The following is a 17,641-nucleotide window of genomic DNA, read 5'->3' as shown; positions in this document are numbered from 1 at the left end:
TCCCGGGCGCGACGGAACAACTGCGATCACGCTCGGTTGAGCGAGGAATTTATTGCCAATAGGGAGACTCATACATGGGTTGGCTGCTTACCATCATCATCGGCGGACTTGCCGGCTGGATCGCCGAAAAGATCATGAAGGCCGATCATGGCCTACTGACGAACATCATCCTGGGTATCGTCGGCGCGCTGGTGCTGAACTTCATCCTGAGCCTGCTGTTCGGCTACGCCGCGTCGAACTGGCTGGCCTACCTGGTCGTGGCGGTCATCGGCGCCTGCGGCCTGATCTTCGCATGGCGCGCCGTTCGCGGACGCACCTGACACTGTCCTGCCGGACGGCAGGGGGCGAAGCCGGGCCTGAGGGTCCGGCTTTTTTCGTCGGCCGCGCCGGCCCATGATGGCGCGTGAGAATGACTCCAGGAGACGCGGCATGGCCCGAGATCAACACGTGTACACCCTGTTGATCGAGGTCGGCCGCGCCGCCGGTGACGGCTTGCCGAAGAATGCCACCGGTGCCGCACTCCTGTGCTTTGCCTCCGGCGTGGACGAGGCCGAGGCGGTGCGGGAAACCGTGGCGGTGCTGAAACAGGCCGACATGTCCCCCCTGGACGTGACCGGCTACGGCACGCTGGAGGACCGCCTGGCCGAAGGACACGAGATCGCCGACGAGGAGCGCGCGCTGATGGACCGTGCCCGCGCCGAGAACGCCGTGATCGTGGCCGAGGCGACGCCGTTCTTCGGGGACGGCTGACAGCGTTGTGCGGACCGCCGCGGCGCATTAGATCGGACATGCGATACGTCGGAGAACCCCCATGAGCGGCGCTGCCATTGACCCGGTGGAATTGACGCAAGCCTTGATTCGCCTACCGTCAGTGACGCCGGATGCGGAAGCTCCCATCGTGCATCTGGCCGCCCTTCTTGAGGACGCGGGGTTCACCTGCACGCGCGTTGACCGGGGCGGCGTCGCCAATCTCTACGCCCGGTCCGGCGGCCATGGCCCGGTGCTGGGGTTCAACGGGCATGTGGATGTGGTCCCGGTCGGCGACCTCGATAGCTGGACCGAGGACCCCTTTGGCGGCACGATCCGCGACGGCGTGCTTTACGGGCGCGGCGCGTGCGACATGAAATCGGGCGTCGCGGCCTGGGTCGCGGCCGCCGTTCAGGCCGCCGGGGACTGCCCCGGTTCGCTGGTCCTGGCGATCACTGGCGACGAGGAAGGCGCCGGCGTCGACGGGACGGCGGCGATCCTCGACTGGATGGCGGGAACCGGAGAGCGAATGGACGCCTGCATCGTCGGGGAACCCACCTGCCCCGCGCGGATGGGCGAAATGGTCAAGATCGGCCGGCGCGGATCGCTCACCCTCAGGGTCGTGGCGCGGGGTCGGCAGGGCCACGCGGCCTATCCCCAGAACGCGCGCAACCCCTTGCATGCGATGGTGGATCTGCTGCACCGGCTGACCGCGGCGCACCTTGACGATGGCACCGACCGTTTCGACCGCACCACCGTGCAGATCACCGGATTCGACTGCGGCAACACAGCCAACAACGTGATCCCCGCCACCTGCCGGGCGATGCTCAACATCCGCTTCAACGACGCCCATAGCGGCCTGTCGCTTTCGGACTGGCTGCATGAGCGGGCGCGGGAAGTCAGCGGCGCCACCGGTGTGGCGTTCGACCTCGATATCGCAATCTCCGGCGAAAGCTTCGTGACGGCGCCCGAGCGGCTCACCGACATCGTGCAGCGCGCGGTGGAGGCCGAGACCGGCCTGATCCCCGTCCTGTCCACCAGCGGCGGCACGTCCGACGCGCGGTTCGTCAAGGACCACTGCCCGGTGATCGAGCTGGGGCTGGTGGGCCGGACCATGCACCAGGTGGACGAGCGGGTGGAGGTCGAACACATCCGCCAGCTGACGGCCATTTATTCCCGCGTGATCCGGGATTTCTTCGGATGAGCCTGATCGTCGCGCGAACCGAGGACATCGGCGCCTGCCGCGCCCTGCGCCGGGCCGTGTTCATCGACGAGCAGGGCATCGCGGAGGCGGATGAGTATGACGATCTCGACGGCGAGGCGGTGCATCTTCTGGCCCGCGCCGACGGTCTGGCCGTGGGCACCGCGCGGCTGTTGCTGCGCCCGCCCGTGGGCAAGGTCGGGCGGGTCTGCACCCTGACGCCCCATCGCGGCACCGGGGTCGGGCGCGCGCTCATGGTGGCGGCCATCGCGATCCTGCGCGACACCGCCGGTATCGCGGAGGTCCGCCTCGGCGCGCAGCTTTCCGCGCTCGAATTCTACCGCCGCCTGGGCTTCGTCGCGCACGGTCCGATCTACGACGATGCGGGGATCCCGCATCGCGACATGGTCCTCTCCCTGTGATCCGGGCACGATTGTGCGCCGAATGATCGTCCACTCTCCGGCCCTGTCGCCCGGCCACGGCGCGTGCTAGGGCAAGGCATGGCCGACCTTCCCTCCAAGGCCGAAATCCTGCGCTGGATTTCGGACCATCCCGCAGAGACCTCCAAACGCGACATCGCCCGGGCCTTCGGGCTGAAGGGCGCCCAGCGGATCGACCTCAAGCGGATCCTGCGCGAACTCCAGGACGAGGGGCACCTGGAGAAACGCAAGAAGACCTACCGCGATCCGGGCGCCCTGCCCCCCGTCTCGGTGTGCGAGGTCGCGGGACCGGACGCCTCCGGCGATCTTCACGCCCGGCCGCTGGAATGGCAGGGGGATGGGCCGGAGCCGCGCATCCTCGTGATCGAACGGTCGAGCGATCCGGCCCTGGGCGCCGGCGACCGGGTGCTGTTGCGCCTCTCCCGCGTCGAGGGCGAAGCGCATCACTACGAGGGGCGGCTGATCCGCCGCATCGGGCGCACCGCGCAGCGGATGCTGGGCGTGTTCCGCGCCGAGACCGAAGGCGGGCGCATCCTGCCCGTCGACAAGGGCTCCGACAAGGAGTGGCGGGTGCGCGCGGGCGACACACACGGTGCCCGCGACGGCGAGTTGGTCGAGGCAGAGCGCGCCGGGCCGAAGGACCGCCTCGGCCTGCCCCGCGCCCGCGTGGTAGAGCGCCTGGGCGATCCGTCGGCGCCGAAATCCGTGTCGCTCATCGCGATCCGGCAACACGGCATCCCCGATGCTTTCCCCGACGAGGTGCTGGCCGAAGCCGCGGCGGCGACGCCGGTGCGGCTGGGCACCCGCACCGATCTGCGCGGCCTGCCGCTGGTCACCATCGACCCGTCCGATGCCCGCGACCACGACGACGCCGTTTACGCCGCCGCGGATACCGACCCCGACAATCCCGGCGGGCATGTGGTCTGGGTCGCCATCGCGGATGTCGCCCATTACGTCCGCCCCGGCTCTGCGCTCGACCGCGAGGCGCGCCTGCGCGGCAATTCCACGTACTTCCCCGATCGCGTCGTACCGATGCTGCCCGAGGCCCTGTCGGGCGATCTCTGCTCGCTCCACGAAGGGGCGGAACGCGCCTGCATCGCGGTGCGCATGGTGTTCGCCGCCGACGGCGCCAAGCGCGGCCACGCCTTTCACCGGGCACTGATGATCAGCCCCGCGGCGCTTTCCTACGAAGAGGTGCAGGCCGCCCGCGACGGCGCGCCGTCCGCGCGGATCGCGCCGCTGGCGGAGCCGGTGGTCGCACCGCTCTACGCAGCCTACGCGGCCCTGCGCGCCGCGCGGGAGCGGCGACAACCGCTGGACCTCGACCTGTCGGAGCGGCGCATCGAGCTCAGCCCCGATGGCCGCGTGACATCGGTCGCGTTCCGCGACCGGCTGGACGCGCACCGTCTGATCGAGGAATTCATGGTCGCCGCCAACGTCGCCGCGGCAGAGGAGCTGGGCCGGCGCCGTACGCCGCTGCTCTACCGCGTCCACGAGGAACCGTCGCCCGAGAAGCTTGAGGCCCTGAGGGAAGTCGCCACGGCCTCCGGCTTCGCCCTGGCCAAGGGGCAAGTCCTGAGGACCGCGCATCTGAACCGCCTGCTGACTGCGGCCGAGGGAACCGATTTCGACGAACTCATCAACATCTCGACCCTCCGGGCGATGACGCAGGCCTATTATTCGCCGGAGAATTTCGGCCATTTCGGCCTTTCCCTGCGCAACTACGCGCATTTCACCTCCCCGATCCGCCGCTACGCCGATCTGGTGGTCCACCGCGCGCTGATCTCGGCCCACGGCTGGGCCGAGGACGGTCTGACCGCGGCCGAGATCGAGACGCTGCCCGAGACCGCCGAGCGCATCAGCACCACCGAACGCCGCTCGATGGTGGCCGAGCGCGACACCACCGACCGCTACCTGGCCGCCTACCTGTCGGAACGGATCGGGACCGAGGTCGCCGGGCGGATCTCCGGCGTGCAGCGGTTCGGCCTGTTCGTGAAACTCGACGGAACGGGTGCCGACGGGCTGATCCCCATGCGCGCGCTGGGCGGCGAGTATTTCCACCACGACCGCGACGCGCAGACCATCATGGGCGCCGACAGCGGCCGCGTCTTCGGCATCGGCCAGCGCGTGACGGTGCGCATCGCAGAGGCCGTGGCGGCAACCGGCGGTCTGGTGCTCGACCTGCTGGAGGTCGAGGGCCAGGCCGTCCCGCAGGGCCGTGCCCGGCGCGAGGGGACGCCGGTCCGCCGAAAGCCGGGCGCGTCCCGTGCGAAGGCGAAGGCCAAGGCCCGGAAGGTGAAGCGCACGCGGCGGGGCTGAGCGGCGCGCGATCGGGGCTTGCCTGTCGCCGCGCCCGGTGCGACCCATCGGCCAAAGGAGACGCCCCATGCCCGCAGATGAATCCGCACCCGGCCACGCGCTTCTCGTCATCGACATGCAGGTGGATTTCTGCCCCGGCGGCGCGCTGGCGGTGCCGGGCGGGGACGCGCTGGTGCGGGGGATCAACGCCGCCATGGACGGTTTCGCGGCAGTGATCCTGACCCAGGACTGGCACCCGGCGGGGCACTCCTCCTTCGCCTCGTCCCATCCCGGCAAGGCGCCCATGGAGACGACCCAAATGCCCTACGGCCCGCAGGTGCTCTGGCCCGACCACTGCATCCAGGGCTCCGACGGCGCCGGTTTCGCGCCCGGTCTCAGGACCGACGGCGACCTCATCATCCGCAAGGGCTACAACCCGGCCATCGACAGCTATTCCGCGTTCTTCGAGAACGACCACACCACCCCCACGGGTCTGGAGGGCTACCTGCGGACCCGCGGCATCAGCGATCTGACACTGGTCGGTCTGGCGCTGGATTTCTGCGTCAATTTCTCGGCCCTGGACGCCGCGCGGCTGGGCTTCGGCGTGACCGTGCGGACCGACCTTTCCGCGGCCATCGACCTGCAGGGGTCGCGGGCGGCGGCACTGAAGTCCATGGCCGGGGCCGGCGTCACGCTGACCTGATGGACCTGCGCGGGATCCTGCTGGGGGTGGGGTTCGCGGTGATGTGGTCCTCGGCCTTCACCTCGGCCAAGTTCATCGTGGCGGACGCCCCGCCGCTGACCGCGCTGGCGCTGCGGTTCGCGGTGTCCGGCACGCTGGGCGTGGCGATCGCGCTGTGGCTGGGCCAGTCCTGGCGGCTGACGCGGGGCCAATGGCGGGCGACGGTGGTCTTCGGCCTGTGCCAGAACGCGCTCTACCTGGGCCTCAACTTCGTCGCCATGCAGACGATCGACGCGGGGCTGGCGTCCATCGTCGCCTCAACCATGCCGCTGCTGGTGGCGCTGGCGGGCTGGCTGGCGATGGGTGAGCGGCTGAAGGCCGCGGGCGTGGCGGGGCTGATGGCGGGCCTCTTGGGCGTCGCGATCATCATGGGCAGCCGGATCTCGGGCGGGGTCGACCTGACGGGCCTGGGCCTCTGCGTGGCGGGGGTTCTGGCGCTGACGGCGGCGACGCTGAGCGTGCGCGGCGCGTCTTCGGGGGGCAACGTCCTCATGGTCGTCGGCCTGCAGATGCTGGTGGGCGCGGCGATCCTGGCCGTGGCGGGCGCGCTGCTGGAGCCGTGGAGGGTCACCTGGTCCGCAACCCTGGTCGCGGCGTTCTTCTACACCACGCTGGTGCCGGGGCTGCTGGCGACCTTCACCTGGTTCGTCCTGGTGCGCCGGATCGGACCGGTCCGGGCCGCGACCTTCCACTTTCTCAATCCGTTCCTGGGCGTCGCGATAGCGTCCCTGATCCTGGGCGAACGGGTCGGGCCGCTGGATCTTCTGGGTGTCGCGGTGATCATGGCCGGCATCCTGGCGGTGCAGCTGGCCAAGGCCGATCCGGCCTAGGACAGACCGCCGATGTCGGCGGCGGGACGAACGCGCGCAACCGGCGAAGGGGGTGAAGCGCGCGCGACTTTTCGCGGGAAAGTCGTTGGTGAGCCCGCAGGGGCTCGAACCCTGGACCTACTTGTCAGATCCCGCTTGATTGTATGGCCGCTTTTTGAAGAGCCTTGGCTTTTGGCGATGCCAGTCCTTGAGGGCGTCGATAGGCGTTCTGCCCTTCAGGACGGATTGCGGGAGCTGGCCGTTGTAGAGGCGGACATAGCGCAGGATCGTCTGCTCAAGGTCCTCGCCTGATCGGAAGCGATGACTCTGCAGGACGTCCTCGATCCGCCCGTTGAAGCGCTCCACCATGCCGTTGGTTTGCGGCCGCATCGGTGGTGCGAGGCGATGCTCGATCCCGAGGTCGGCACAGAGGCGGTCGAACTCGTGGTTGCCCGTGGCCGCGCGCTTGCGCAGGCCGAACAGCCGGTCGGTGAACTCCTTGCCGTTGTCGGTGAGAACACGTGTGATCTTCATCGGCGCGGCGCGCTCCAGGTCACGCAGGAAGCGGCGCGCGTTGGCGGCCGTCTTCGCTGGGTAGATGCGGACGAAGACCCATCGGGTCGCACGGTCAATCGCCACGAAGAGGTAGCGTCGCCGCTGCTCGTCCGGCATCTGCGGCAGGTATTTCACGTCGACATGCAGATAGCCGGGCTCATAGGCCCTGAAAGGCTTGTGCGCAGGCTTCGGCGCCTTTGGTGTGAGGTCGCGGAGCTTGCTCACCCCATGTCGCCGCAAACAGCGATCCAGCCCGGAGCGCGAGACGTTCGGGTTCAGGAACTCGCGAACGACGGACAGCAGGTCGTCGAGCGGCAACAGCAGAGCCTTCCGCAACGCTACGGCAACCGCCTCCTGGGCAGGGGTCAGCGTCGTCTGCAGCCTGTGCGCGGTGTGGCTGTGGTCGTGAACGCCATCCCGCTTGCGCCACTTCCAGACCGTCTGTTCGGAGATGCTGTAGCGCTCCGCAACCATCCACGCCGGCTCATCGCTCGCCTGCATCGCAGCTCTGATCCTGGGTGTCGTCGTCGCCTGCTTGTGAAGAGAGATCAGCATGATCGTCCCCCATCCCGAACCTCACGCAGAAACGACCTTGCCATGAAGAGCGCAGACCGGCGAGAGTCTATGTGATCGTCCGGGACTGAACAGCTAGGGCGCGGATCGCATCCCGTCGGCGCGGCCGTCTCTGGCCGCACCTTCATTTCCGGCTCAATAGGGCCGGTCGCAGCGGATCGTGACCTGAACGGTCCCCCGCACCGGTTTGGAGAAATGCAGCCGCAGCCGGTCGAACGCCGTCCCCTGCAGCCGGTCGACCGCGGGCGCCTCGAACACAGTCGCGCCGCCGGCGTCGCGAAGCCGGCCGACCGGAGCGACGCTCGTGACCGTTCGCGTCCAACCGTCGAACGGCAGCCATCGCGACGGGTCGAGCGTCCAGGTCTGTTCCGCCGTGTTCTGGGTGAACTCCAACGTTACCGGGTTGATCGTCTCCTGATCGACGTTGTTGTAGGTGTTGCCTGTCCACTCGATCATCCGGTAGCGTGAGCGGTCGAGATCCGCGATCGAGGTGTCGATCCGCTCGGCCCGCGCGTTGGTCCCGTTGATGTTGCGGAACACGTTGTTGGTCACGCTGAACCCGTGGATGAAATGCCCCTTCCCGTGCGGCTTGACCACGATCCACGAGAAATACCGTGCCGTATCGATGCCAACGAAGGTGTTTCCGGTCACCACCAGCCCGCCGAAAGAGAATTCCTCGAAGAAGTCGGGATAGGGATCGTGCTCGTTGGTCCATTCGATGAAGCAGTTGTCGATGTAGTTGCCGCAGACGTTCGCGCGGTTGTTCGGAAGCGTGAACACCAGGCCGGCCACGCGGGGCCCGTCGGTCACCTCGTCGCCCTGGAACCAGTGGTTGCCGACGATGAGGTGACCCTGCCCGTCCAGCACCATGCTCGTCCCCAGCCGCTGAAAACGGTTGCTGCGGATCTTCGCGTCGTTGGCGTTGACGTTGAACCCGACGGTCACCCGGCGCGTCGCCGGAAGCGCCTGCTCGTCGGACACGAAGTGGCAGTTGTCGACCTGAAGGTCCTGGCAGCCGCGACCGATCGAGGTCAGCCCTTTGTGCGACATCTTGGTCATGAACGACTGCTTGAGGTGGAAGGTCTCGCCCTCCTGCGCCAGAAGGATGCCGCTCGCCTCGCCGTTCATCTGGAACTCGACGTTGTCGATGGTGAACTTGGACAGCTTCGAGAAGCCGGAAAAATCGAGCACGTAGCGGTATCTCGTGAAGGTATAGGTGCGCCGCCCCGCACCGCCCCAGAGCGGCGCCGACAAATCGACGACCCCGGCGCTACGATCGACGGCCCTGACGTAGACTTCGCGGCCCACCCCCTGACCCGTCACCTGCGCACCGACCTGAATCGATCCGGCATTGGCCACATCCGTCAGGCGCCTCGCCGCGGCCGGATCGTAGGTGGCCGCAGAGGTAGCGACCGCAGGCGTCCAGCCCGCACCCGGCTTGATGTTGAACTGACCGTTCCGGATCACCCGGCGGATCTCGAAGACGGTCTTGGCAGAGGCCGCAGCCATGTCGATCGGACCGTCAAGCTCGATCCGCCGCCCGCCCATGTCCAGGCTCTCGTGGTCGGCATTGTTCAAAAGCGCCTGGAACGCCTTCTTGAACGCCTCGACCTCATCCCCGAACGCATCGATGTAAGACGGCAGATCGAAATTCTTGCGCAGCACGAAACGGTTCGCGCGCGGCTGGACCACCGTCCCTTCGAACCGGATCCGGGTGTCGATGAACACGTCCTTGTTCAGCCGGTATGTACCCTTGGGCACGATGATCTCGCGACCGTTCGATGCGACGTCGGCGGCGTTGAACGCGGCCGAGTCGTCGGTCACACCATCGCCCCGCGCACCGAAATCGCGGACGTCCACGATCGGAAGCATGTCGGCGATAAAGATCGTCGTGACGTCCTCGATGGTCAGATCGTCGATCCGCACCACGCCGCCCGACGGCCCGGTCATGTCCAGCCCCAGATAGCCGTATTCCGGCTCCGACCCCCAGCTCATGTCCACCCCGCCGCGGACACCGGAGCCCACGATGGCCGACACCTCGACGACCTGTCCCAACCGGGTGGGCACCACGGACGGCCCGGCCTCATCGAGGTTCGGAACATGCACATCACCCCCCCGCCCGGCCCATCCGGCAATGCGGAAGGCAGGGATCGAGCCTGCGATGACCTTCACCCGGGCGGTCACCCTGAGATAGCATCCCGGAATGATCGGCGTGCGCTTCATGTAGCGCAGCTTCTGGGTCGCATCGGTCTTGAAAAGTTCCAGCGCGCCGCCGAAATCCTGGTCGGCCGGCACGAAATAGGCGTCGGGATCACTAGCGTAGGTGGGCGATCCCGCCGTTCCGTCCCCCTTCGACCAGAGATTGAGGCCGGACGCAAAGGGGGTCGGCATCAGGACCAGACCCTCGGTGATCACCTTGTTCATCGCATTCCCTCTCGCAGGGACCCCGCATTTTCATCGCGCCTTTTCAGGACCAAAGGCGCGCGGGATCTCGTAAATGGGCCGGCGCTCGGGGCGCAGGACCAGCGAGGGGATATGTCGGCGGACCTTAAATCCGGCCTAGGGCACCGTCACGGTGCCCTGTCGTCACGCCCCCACATCGGGGTTGCGAATGATGCGCACACCGTTGACTTTCCAGCCATCGGGCCCGTCCACCATGTCGTATTGCAGGAAGTGAAGCGTGCCGGACGTGTCGCGTATCATCACCGTCTGGCGCAGGATCCCACCGGTGTCTTCCAGGGTCAGGTATTGCACGGCATCCGGGCGATGCACCATCGGATAGCCCTGACGGACCATGAGCCCAAAGTTTTCCGGCGTCTGGAACATGCCTTGGATCATCGGTGACGCAAACCCGAACGCGGTTGCGTAATCGTCGATTTGAAAGGCATCGATCTGGGCGCCGATCACGCCTTCGATTTCGGCCTCCTGCGCGCCGGCCGGAGCGGCGATGCAGACCGACAGGGCGGCACTGGCGAGAATGGAGCGCATGCGTGATCCTCCTGAGACACGGAAGAGGTACGCGCGCGGACGCCGCGAAGTTTCAGCCGCGCCATGCGGCCAAGTGACCTGGCGTCATTCGGCCAGCGCCCCATCCAGCGCCCTCTCGATCAGATCGCGGGTTTCCGGAACGCCGTAGAGCGCGATGAACCCGCCGAAACGGGGCCCCTGGCTTTGGCCCAGCAAAACCTCATAGAGCGTCCTGAACCAGTCGCGCAGGGGCTCGATTCCGTGGTCCTTGCCGACGGCGAAGACCAGCGACTGCAGAGCATCCGCGTCCCGTCCGCCGTCCCAGCCGGCCAACCTGCGACCCAGATCGGCAATGGCGGTCCGCTCGGGGTCTGTCGGCAGCCGATAGGTCTTGGCGGGCTTCACGAAATCGGCGTAGTAGCGGATCGCATGTTCCGCCGCCGCATCCAGCTGGGGATGGCTGGCGGGATCCGCGTCAGGTGCATACCGCCGGATAAAGCCCCATAGATGCTCCTTTTCCTCTGCGCCGGACACGCTCGCCAGGTTCAGAAGCATGGCGAAAGGCACCACCATGTCGGAGCCCGGCACCGCACCACCGTGAACATGGTGGACAGGGTTCGCCAGGCGCTGTGCCGTATCCTGATCGGGGTAGGCCCGGAGCTGCTGGTGGTATTCGTCCACCGCCTTCGGGATCACGTCGAAATGCAGCCTCTTGGCCGTGCGCGGCTTCTGGAACATGAAATAACCCAGGCTTTCCGGCGCGGCATAGGTCAGCCAGTCCTCCATCGACAGGCCGTTCCCCTTGGATTTCGATATTTTCTGACCCTCGGCATCCAGAAACAGCTCATAGGTTAGCGTCTCCGGCGACGGCGCGCCCATCGCTCGGCAGATCCGTCCGGCCTGGGTCACGGAGTCGATCAGATCCTTGCCGGACATCTCGTAATCCACCCCCAGCGCGTACCACCGCATCGCCCAGTCGGGCTTCCATTGCATCTTCACATGGCCGCCGGTGACCGGAACCTCGACACGCTCCCCGTCGGGCTCGGCATAGACGATCGTCCCGCGCGAGCTATCGCGCTCCAAAGTCGGGACCTGCAGCACATGGCCGGTCTTGGGACTGACCGGCAGGAACGGGGAGTAGGTCGCGCGCCGGTCCTCGCGCAGCGTCGGCAGCATGATCGCCATGATCTCGTCGTAGCAGTCCAGTGCCCGCAGAAGCGCCGGGTCGAACCGGCCGCTCTTGTAGTAATCCGTTGACGACGCGAATTCGTAGTCGAAGCCGAATGAATCGAGAAACGCCCTCAGCCGCGCGTTGTTATGCGCGCCAAAGCTCTCATGGGTACCGAACGGGTCGCGCACCCGGGACAGCGGCAGGTTCAGGTCCTCGGCCATCGCCTTCCGGTCCGGCACGTTCCCCGGCACCTTGCGCAACCCGTCCATATCGTCTGAAAAGCAGATCAGCCGGGTCGGAATATCGGACATCGCCTCGAACGCCCGGCGCACCATGGTCGTCCGCATGACCTCACCGAAAGTGCCGATATGGGGCAGTCCCGATGGGCCGTAGCCGGTTTCGAACAGCGCAAAGCCTTTCTCGGGCGGGGTCTTTTCGAACCGCTTGAGCAGCTTGCGGGCCTCTTCGAACGGCCATGCCCTGGATGCCAGTGCGGCCTCTCGCATATCGCTCATCGTCTGTCTCCCAAGCGGTCGGACCCGCGCCTGCCTATTGCCGCGCCGCCATGAGGTCAATTAACCTGAGCCGGGCCGCCGCGCCGGCCTCCCATACCCGGAACCACAAGACGATGTCCGATTTCGCCGAAAGCCTTACCCCGCAGGATTGCCTCGTGGCCGTCATGATCGCCGTCTCGGCATCCGACGAGAACCTGCGCACGTCAGAACTCGTCACCATAGAACGCATCGTAAATCACCTGCCGGTCTTCACCGGCTACGAGCAGGACCGGATCGCGCGGGTCGCAGAGCTTGTGTTCGACCTTTTCTCCGACGAAGACGGACTCGACGACCTGTTCGCGCTGATCCGCGGCCACCTGCCCGCGCGCCTGTCCGAAACCGCCTATGCCCTGGCCTGCGACATCGCCGCCGCCGACGGCACCCTGGGCGAGGTCGAGCTTCGCCTGCTGGAGGAGATCCGCTGGGAACTCGACATCAGCCGCCTCCACGCCGCCGCCATCGAAAGGGGCGCCCGCGCGCGGCACCTGACAGTGGGAACGCCGGAGGTTCCGTGAACCGAATCGAAGGGTGCTGCGTTCCCGCAACTGACCGTCATGCAGGAGCCTTGGGATCATGGACTACAGCTTGGGTGGACTCATCGTCCTCATCGCCGACGTCTACGCACTCTATCACATCATCACATCGGCGGCGTCCACGGGCAAAAAGATCGTCTGGTGCCTTGTCGTGCTGATTCTTCCGATCCTGGGATTCATCGCCTGGCTGATCTTCGGCCCGCGCGGCGGCAACGCCAGCGCCTGACCGGCGGCCCTACAACAGATGCGATTTGCCCCAGCGGTCTATCAGCGCCCGCTGGAGCCATTTCGCCGCACCGTTCCAGCGCGACCCGCCTTCGGGCTTCTCTCTCTCCGCGACCGTCAGTGAATCGCGGCGGGGAAGGTCGGCGCACAGGATCGCAAAAGCCAGCGGCGTGCCTTTCGGTCCGGTGACGAACCCGGTCAGGGCGGACACGAAGTTCAAGGTCCCTGTCTTTGCGACCACGCCGAACGTCGTCTCCTCCAAGCGGAAATCCTTGAGCAGCGGCCGCAGAGGCCCGTCGAGCCCGCTGGCCTGCATTGCCCGCGCCATCCCCATCGCCGTGACGCGGCTATCGTCGCCAAGGCCGGAGTGATCCTCCAGGGCGATGCCTGTCAGCGACATTTCCCGCGCCAGCCAATCGTTCATCCGCGACGCCGATTCCGGCAGCGAAGCGACGGGCTCTCCGACCTTCTGCGAGGCGCTCAGACCCACGACTTCCGCGGTCATGTTGTTGGAGTACTTGAGCATGTCCTTGAGGATCGGCGCCAGGGACTCGCTCTGACGCGTGTGCAGCACCTTTCCGTCAAGCGTGTCCGCCGTCTTGACCGGCCCGTTACAGACGATCCCCTGGGACCGGGCCAGCACCTGGAACACCTCTCCCGCGTAGAGCCCGGGCCGGCGGACCGGCAGCCACCGCGCGCCGCTGGTCCCCAGGGCGCGCCTGGCCACGGTCCACGCGTCGATGCCGGCGACGCCGTCATAGGTGTAGACCGGCGTCGAACGGTCGACGATCTCCATCCGGGCCATCTCGACCCCCGGCTGATACCTGCCCGAGCGCGCATCCATGTTGACCAGGTAATCCGTGCCTTGCCGTTCCCAGCCGAAACGCACGCGATTGAAGTTCAGGTTCAGCCCGCAGATCGCGGGATTGTACCCCACGTAGGCGGGTTGCTTGTCGTCGATCTGGTAGAGATTGGGCAGCGCATCGGTCCAGACCCGCAGATAGCCGCCCACCTCGCGGATCCCGGCCGCCTTCAACGCCGACGCCATTTCCATCAGCCCGTCGGTGTCCAGAACCGGATCGCCACCGCCGGCCAGGATGAGATCGCCCTCGATCCGGCCGTCCCGGATCTCTCCGGTCGCCAGCAGCTTGGTCTCGAACCGGTATTCAAGCCCCAGCGCGTCCATCGCATAGAGGCTGGTCAGGGCCTTGGCGGTCGATGCGGGCGGCAGCGGCAGGGCCGGATTGTATTCCTCAAGCGTCTCGCCGGTCTCGGCGTTCAGCACCACATATGCGACATCGCCATTCAGTCCGGACCGCCGGATCAGCGCATCCGCGGGGGCCGGGGCGACCCTGACCGTTCCCTCACCGCGCGGCGCAGGCCGCAGCGACCTGGCGGGAGCGCCGGCTTCGGCCATGCTCGCCGTCGTGGCGGCGAGACCGGCCAGCATCTGTCGTCGTGTCAGCCGCACGCGCGCCATCCTCCCCGGGAAACGAATTCGGGTTTAGTCGGATTTTCCAGTCGGGATCAACCGCGCGGAGGGCGGGCGCGGATCACGTCACTGTTGCCAGTCCCCCGACGCGCGAAGTCCCGTCGAACTTTCGCGCCTCAGCGGGATGTTGACGAACGCCCAGGCCGGCGGTGCCGCCCGCGCCAACGCGCCCGGGGCGCAACGCGCGCCGTCCAGCACCCGCGCCGCCGGAGCGCCAAGGCCGGACAGGCGCTCTCCGGGTCGTGCCAGAACACCGATCGGCACGCGCGCCGCGATGTCCTTCCAGCGGTCCCAGAGGTGGAAGCCGGCCAGGTTGTCGGACCCCATCAGCCAGACCAGGCGCACGCCCGGATAGAACTCCGTCAGCCGGTCCACCGTGTCGGCGGTGTAGCGGGTCCGGAACGCCGTCTCCAGCGCCGTGACCTCGACCCGCGGATGCCGCATGAGACGGCGCGCACGGGACAGGCGTCTTTCCAGCGCGGCCGGGGCGTCCGGCTTCAGCGGATTGCCGGGACTGACCAGCCACCAGACGCGGTCCAGCCGGAACCGTTTCAGCGCCTCCAGCGTGATCGCCGCGTGGCCCCCGTGGGCGGGGTCGAACGACCCGCCCAGCAGGCCCACGGCCTGGCCCCTGCCCGCAATCGGCCAGCCCACACGCGTCATGCCCCCACCGCCGTCCATCGCCACGTGATGCCCCGCGGCGCCAGCGCCCGCAACCCGTGCACGCGGGACACGTGCGGCACTCTGGCCCGCGCCCGCGCCAAAGAGTATCATTGCGGCCCGCGCCGCACCGTCCTAAAAGCCTTGCAGGATCGGCGGGCGAAGCCTGTCCGGCGTAACCGTACCAACCGGAACCAGGAGGCACGACATGGCTGACGCAGCCGTCCACGGCCATGAAGGACATCAGGACGAGCGGGGCTTCTTCACCCGCTGGTTCATGTCGACGAACCACAAAGACATCGGGATCCTCTACCTCTTTACCGCCGGCCTTCTGGGCTTCATATCGGTCGCCTTCACCGTCTACATGCGGATGGAGTTGATGCAGCCGGGCGTCCAGTTCATGTGCCTGGAGGGCGCGCGCCTGTTCCCCACCGACACGGCGAACTGTACGCCCAACGGCCACCTGTGGAACGTGCTGATCACCGCCCACGGCATCCTGATGATGTTCTTCGTGGTCATCCCGGCGCTGTTCGGCGGCTTCGGCAACTACCTGATGCCGCTGCAGATCGGCGCGCCGGACATGGCGTTTCCCCGGCTCAACAACCTCAGCTACTGGCTGTTCGTGGCCGGTTCCGCCCTGGCGATCAGCTCGGTCTTCTCGCCCGGCGGCAACGGGCAGCTCGGCTCCGGCATCGGCTGGGTGCTCTACCCGCCGCTCTCCACGACCGAAGGCGGGTTCTCCACCGATCTCGCCATCTTCGCGGTCCACGTCTCTGGTGCGTCGTCGATCCTGGGTGCGATCAACATGATCACGACCTTCCTCAACATGCGCGCGCCGGGCATGACCCTCTTCAAGGTGCCGCTCTTTTCCTGGTCGATCTTCGTCACCGCCTGGCTGATCCTGCTGGCCCTGCCGGTCCTGGCCGGCGCCATCACGATGCTGCTGACGGACCGCAACTTCGGCACCACGTTCTTCGACCCGTCCGGTGGCGGCGATCCGGTCCTCTACCAGCATATCCTGTGGTTCTTCGGGCACCCAGAGGTGTACATCGTGATCCTGCCGGGCTTCGGCATCATCAGCCACGTGATTGCGACCTTCTCGCGCAAACCGATCTTCGGCTACCTGCCGATGGTCTGGGCGCTGATCGCCATCGGCGTGCTGGGCTTCGTGGTCTGGGCGCACCACATGTACACTGTCGGAATGTCCCTCACCCAGCAGAGCTACTTCATGCTGGCGACCATGGTCATCGCCGTGCCCACGGGGATCAAGATCTTCTCCTGGATCGCCACCATGTGGGGCGGCTCCGTTGAGTTGAAGACACCGATGCTCTGGGCGTTCGGCTTCCTGATCCTGTTCACGACCGGCGGGGTCACCGGCATCGTGCTGAGCCAGGCCGCCATCGACCGCGCCTATCACGACACCTACTACGTCGTGGCACACTTCCACTACGTGATGAGCCTGGGCGCCGTCTTCGCCATCTTCGCGGGCATCTACTTCTACTTCCCGAAGATGACCGGAAAGATGATTCCGGAATGGATCGGCAAGACGCATTTCTGGGCGATGTTCATCGGCTCGAACCTGACGTTCTTCCCCCAGCACTTCCTGGGGCGTCAGGGCATGCCGCGCCGGTACATCGACTATCCTGAGGCCTTCGCCCTCTGGAACTACGTGTCCTCCCTCGGGGCCTTCCTCAGCTTCTCGTCATTCTTGTTCTTCATCGTCTCGATCTTCTGGGTGCTGCTTCGCGTGCCCCGGACCGCACCGGCGAATCCCTGGAACGAATGGGCGGACACCCTGGAATGGACGCTTCCCTCGCCCCCTCCGGAGCATACGTTCGAGACCCTGCCGAAACAGGAAGAATGGGACCGCCAGCCGTCCCACTGAACCTTCCAAGGACCCCGGTACAGTTGCCGGGGTCTTTTTCGCTGGATCGTCAGGCTGCAACGCTTCGCCGCAGGTCGTGATACGATCCATCTGTCATCATCCTCCCGCCTCAGGATGACGCCACCATGCCCTATGTCTGGACGCATCGCCCCGACGACAGTCCCGCCACCGACCAGCCGCTGGCCATGGCGCGGCTCTGGCCACACCGCTCTCTTCCCCTGCCGGGCTTCGCGGCGGTGATGGGATTCACCTTCGTCATGATCCTGATTCCCACCATCCCGCTGATCGGGACGCCGGTGTTCTGGGGCCTCCTGCCGTTCCTGATGGGCGCGGTCTTCGCGCTCTACTATTTCGTCATGCGAAACTACCGCGACGGCGAACTGGTGGAGGAGCTTACCCTGTGGACCGATCGCATGTCGCTGATCCGGCACAACCCGCGCAGGCCGGACCAGACGTGGGAGTCCAATCCGTATTGGGTGCGTCTCGCCCTTCATGCCGACAAGGGGCCGGTGCGGAACTACCTCACCCTCAGAGGCGGCAGCCGGGAGGTCGAGTTGGGCGCCTTTCTCAGCCCCGAAGAGCGCGCGGCCCTTTTTGACGAGCTCGACCGTCTCCTCAAGCGGCTTCCCCAGGCCTGACCGTCGCGGAACGGTTTGCTGTCCGACACGGGCCGGAAACCCGGCCTGCGCAGGCCGCCCCATCTCCATAAAGATGGGACTGCCCATGTTTCGACATCCCTTCGCCGCCCTTGGCGCATCGTCCGACGATCGGCCAAAGCGGGTCTATCCT

17 protein-coding genes are annotated in these 17,641 nt (G+C 66.7%); 11 read left to right on the top strand and 6 right to left on the bottom strand.

Annotation, left to right across the window (positions count from 1 at the left end):
- The first annotated feature begins 74 nt into the window (after nt 1-74).
- The 7 genes from KW83_RS11280 to KW83_RS11250 all read left to right on the top strand — a co-directional run bounded on the left by KW83_RS11280 (nt 75) and on the right by KW83_RS11250 (nt 6,258).
- The gene (locus tag KW83_RS11280; protein ID WP_036178558.1) at nt 75-320 is read left to right on the top strand and encodes a GlsB/YeaQ/YmgE family stress response membrane protein; all 246 of its coding nucleotides are present in this window, start codon (nt 75-77) and stop codon (nt 318-320) included.
- A 109-nt stretch (nt 321-429) separates the two neighbouring features.
- The gene (locus KW83_RS11275; RefSeq protein WP_036178556.1) at nt 430-750 is read left to right on the top strand and encodes a hypothetical protein; all 321 of its coding nucleotides are present in this window, start codon (nt 430-432) and stop codon (nt 748-750) included.
- A gap of 61 nt (nt 751-811) precedes the next feature.
- Entirely contained in the window at nt 812-1,951 is a 1,140-nt protein-coding gene (dapE, locus tag KW83_RS11270; RefSeq protein ID WP_036178553.1) for a succinyl-diaminopimelate desuccinylase, read from the top strand.
- A complete protein-coding gene (locus KW83_RS11265; protein WP_152563569.1) occupies nt 1,948-2,370 on the top strand; it encodes a GNAT family N-acetyltransferase in 423 nt (140 codons plus the stop codon). The genes dapE and KW83_RS11265 overlap by 4 nt, the downstream gene beginning before the upstream one ends.
- Nucleotides 2,371-2,448: 78 nt before the next feature.
- Complete coding sequence (rnr, locus tag KW83_RS11260; RefSeq protein WP_036178550.1) at nt 2,449-4,707, top strand: ribonuclease R; 2,259 nt, start codon at nt 2,449-2,451, stop codon at nt 4,705-4,707.
- Between the two features lie 67 nt (nt 4,708-4,774).
- Nucleotides 4,775-5,389: a bifunctional nicotinamidase/pyrazinamidase gene (pncA, locus tag KW83_RS11255; protein WP_036178548.1), complete on the top strand. Its 615-nt coding sequence runs from the start codon at nt 4,775-4,777 to the stop codon at nt 5,387-5,389.
- Complete coding sequence (locus tag KW83_RS11250; RefSeq protein WP_036178546.1) at nt 5,389-6,258, top strand: DMT family transporter; 870 nt, start codon at nt 5,389-5,391, stop codon at nt 6,256-6,258. Before pncA ends, KW83_RS11250 begins: the two co-directional genes overlap by 1 nt.
- Before the next feature lie 117 nt (nt 6,259-6,375).
- Here KW83_RS11250 and KW83_RS11245 read toward each other — a convergent pair whose 3' ends face one another.
- The 4 genes from KW83_RS11245 to KW83_RS11230 form a co-directional block, all read right to left on the bottom strand.
- Entirely contained in the window at nt 6,376-7,347 is a 972-nt protein-coding gene (locus tag KW83_RS11245) for an IS481 family transposase (protein WP_036178543.1), read from the bottom strand.
- Nucleotides 7,348-7,500: 153 nt separating this feature from the next.
- Complete coding sequence (locus tag KW83_RS11240) at nt 7,501-9,789, bottom strand: glycosyl hydrolase family 28-related protein (protein ID WP_036178541.1); 2,289 nt, start codon at nt 9,787-9,789, stop codon at nt 7,501-7,503.
- A 162-nt stretch (nt 9,790-9,951) separates the two neighbouring features.
- Nucleotides 9,952-10,353: a DUF4864 domain-containing protein gene (locus KW83_RS11235; RefSeq protein WP_036178539.1), complete on the bottom strand. Its 402-nt coding sequence runs from the start codon at nt 10,351-10,353 to the stop codon at nt 9,952-9,954.
- A gap of 84 nt (nt 10,354-10,437) precedes the next feature.
- Entirely contained in the window at nt 10,438-12,018 is a 1,581-nt protein-coding gene (locus tag KW83_RS11230) for a lysine--tRNA ligase (RefSeq protein ID WP_036178537.1), read from the bottom strand.
- 113 nt (nt 12,019-12,131) lie between these two features.
- Here KW83_RS11230 and KW83_RS11225 point away from each other — a divergent pair, with 113 nt between their 5' ends.
- Nucleotides 12,132-12,572, top strand: coding sequence for a tellurite resistance TerB family protein (locus tag KW83_RS11225; protein ID WP_036178535.1), 441 nt, complete (start codon nt 12,132-12,134; stop codon nt 12,570-12,572).
- A gap of 58 nt (nt 12,573-12,630) precedes the next feature.
- Entirely contained in the window at nt 12,631-12,816 is a 186-nt protein-coding gene (locus KW83_RS11220; RefSeq protein ID WP_036178533.1) for a PLD nuclease N-terminal domain-containing protein, read from the top strand.
- A 9-nt stretch (nt 12,817-12,825) separates the two neighbouring features.
- Here KW83_RS11220 and dacB read toward each other — a convergent pair whose 3' ends face one another.
- Entirely contained in the window at nt 12,826-14,295 is a 1,470-nt protein-coding gene (gene dacB, locus KW83_RS11215; RefSeq protein ID WP_036178530.1) for a D-alanyl-D-alanine carboxypeptidase/D-alanyl-D-alanine endopeptidase, read from the bottom strand.
- Nucleotides 14,296-14,373: 78 nt separating this feature from the next.
- Entirely contained in the window at nt 14,374-14,970 is a 597-nt protein-coding gene (locus tag KW83_RS11210; RefSeq protein WP_036178519.1) for a nicotinate-nucleotide adenylyltransferase, read from the bottom strand.
- 205 nt (nt 14,971-15,175) lie between these two features.
- On the opposite strand from KW83_RS11210, the gene ctaD reads away from it, so the two are divergent.
- Together ctaD and KW83_RS11200 are read left to right on the top strand one after the other, a co-directional pair.
- On the top strand, nt 15,176-16,852 hold the full coding sequence (ctaD, locus tag KW83_RS11205) for a cytochrome c oxidase subunit I (protein WP_036178517.1): 1,677 nt from the start codon (nt 15,176-15,178) through the stop codon (nt 16,850-16,852).
- 125 nt (nt 16,853-16,977) lie between these two features.
- Nucleotides 16,978-17,490: a DUF2244 domain-containing protein gene (locus tag KW83_RS11200; RefSeq protein ID WP_036178514.1), complete on the top strand. Its 513-nt coding sequence runs from the start codon at nt 16,978-16,980 to the stop codon at nt 17,488-17,490.
- Nucleotides 17,491-17,641: the final 151 nt, after the last annotated feature.

The organism is Palleronia rufa, assembly GCF_000743715.1.
Classification (GTDB): domain Bacteria; phylum Pseudomonadota; class Alphaproteobacteria; order Rhodobacterales; family Rhodobacteraceae; genus Palleronia; species Palleronia rufa.
This window is presented reverse-complemented; position numbering and strand designations above follow the sequence as displayed.

What these genes read in the sequence shown, in the direction of transcription:
- KW83_RS11265 (WP_152563569.1), top strand. Translation starts at nt 1,948, where the DNA reads ATGAGCCTGATCGTCGCGCGAACCGAGGACATCGGCGCCTGCCGCGCC.
- dacB (WP_036178530.1), bottom strand. Translation starts at nt 14,295, where the DNA reads ATGGCGCGCGTGCGGCTGACACGACGACAGATGCTGGCCGGTCTCGCC.
- KW83_RS11245 (WP_036178543.1), bottom strand. Translation starts at nt 7,347, where the DNA reads ATGCTGATCTCTCTTCACAAGCAGGCGACGACGACACCCAGGATCAGA.
- KW83_RS11225 (WP_036178535.1), top strand. Translation starts at nt 12,132, where the DNA reads ATGTCCGATTTCGCCGAAAGCCTTACCCCGCAGGATTGCCTCGTGGCC.
- KW83_RS11240 (WP_036178541.1), bottom strand. Translation starts at nt 9,789, where the DNA reads ATGAACAAGGTGATCACCGAGGGTCTGGTCCTGATGCCGACCCCCTTT.
- KW83_RS11210 (WP_036178519.1), bottom strand. Translation starts at nt 14,970, where the DNA reads ATGACGCGTGTGGGCTGGCCGATTGCGGGCAGGGGCCAGGCCGTGGGC.
- KW83_RS11200 (WP_036178514.1), top strand. Translation starts at nt 16,978, where the DNA reads ATGCCCTATGTCTGGACGCATCGCCCCGACGACAGTCCCGCCACCGAC.
- rnr (WP_036178550.1), top strand. Translation starts at nt 2,449, where the DNA reads ATGGCCGACCTTCCCTCCAAGGCCGAAATCCTGCGCTGGATTTCGGAC.
- KW83_RS11220 (WP_036178533.1), top strand. Translation starts at nt 12,631, where the DNA reads ATGGACTACAGCTTGGGTGGACTCATCGTCCTCATCGCCGACGTCTAC.
- pncA (WP_036178548.1), top strand. Translation starts at nt 4,775, where the DNA reads ATGCCCGCAGATGAATCCGCACCCGGCCACGCGCTTCTCGTCATCGAC.
- dapE (WP_036178553.1), top strand. Translation starts at nt 812, where the DNA reads ATGAGCGGCGCTGCCATTGACCCGGTGGAATTGACGCAAGCCTTGATT.
- KW83_RS11250 (WP_036178546.1), top strand. Translation starts at nt 5,389, where the DNA reads ATGGACCTGCGCGGGATCCTGCTGGGGGTGGGGTTCGCGGTGATGTGG.
- KW83_RS11235 (WP_036178539.1), bottom strand. Translation starts at nt 10,353, where the DNA reads ATGCGCTCCATTCTCGCCAGTGCCGCCCTGTCGGTCTGCATCGCCGCT.
- ctaD (WP_036178517.1), top strand. Translation starts at nt 15,176, where the DNA reads ATGGCTGACGCAGCCGTCCACGGCCATGAAGGACATCAGGACGAGCGG.
- KW83_RS11275 (WP_036178556.1), top strand. Translation starts at nt 430, where the DNA reads ATGGCCCGAGATCAACACGTGTACACCCTGTTGATCGAGGTCGGCCGC.
- KW83_RS11280 (WP_036178558.1), top strand. Translation starts at nt 75, where the DNA reads ATGGGTTGGCTGCTTACCATCATCATCGGCGGACTTGCCGGCTGGATC.
- KW83_RS11230 (WP_036178537.1), bottom strand. Translation starts at nt 12,018, where the DNA reads ATGAGCGATATGCGAGAGGCCGCACTGGCATCCAGGGCATGGCCGTTC.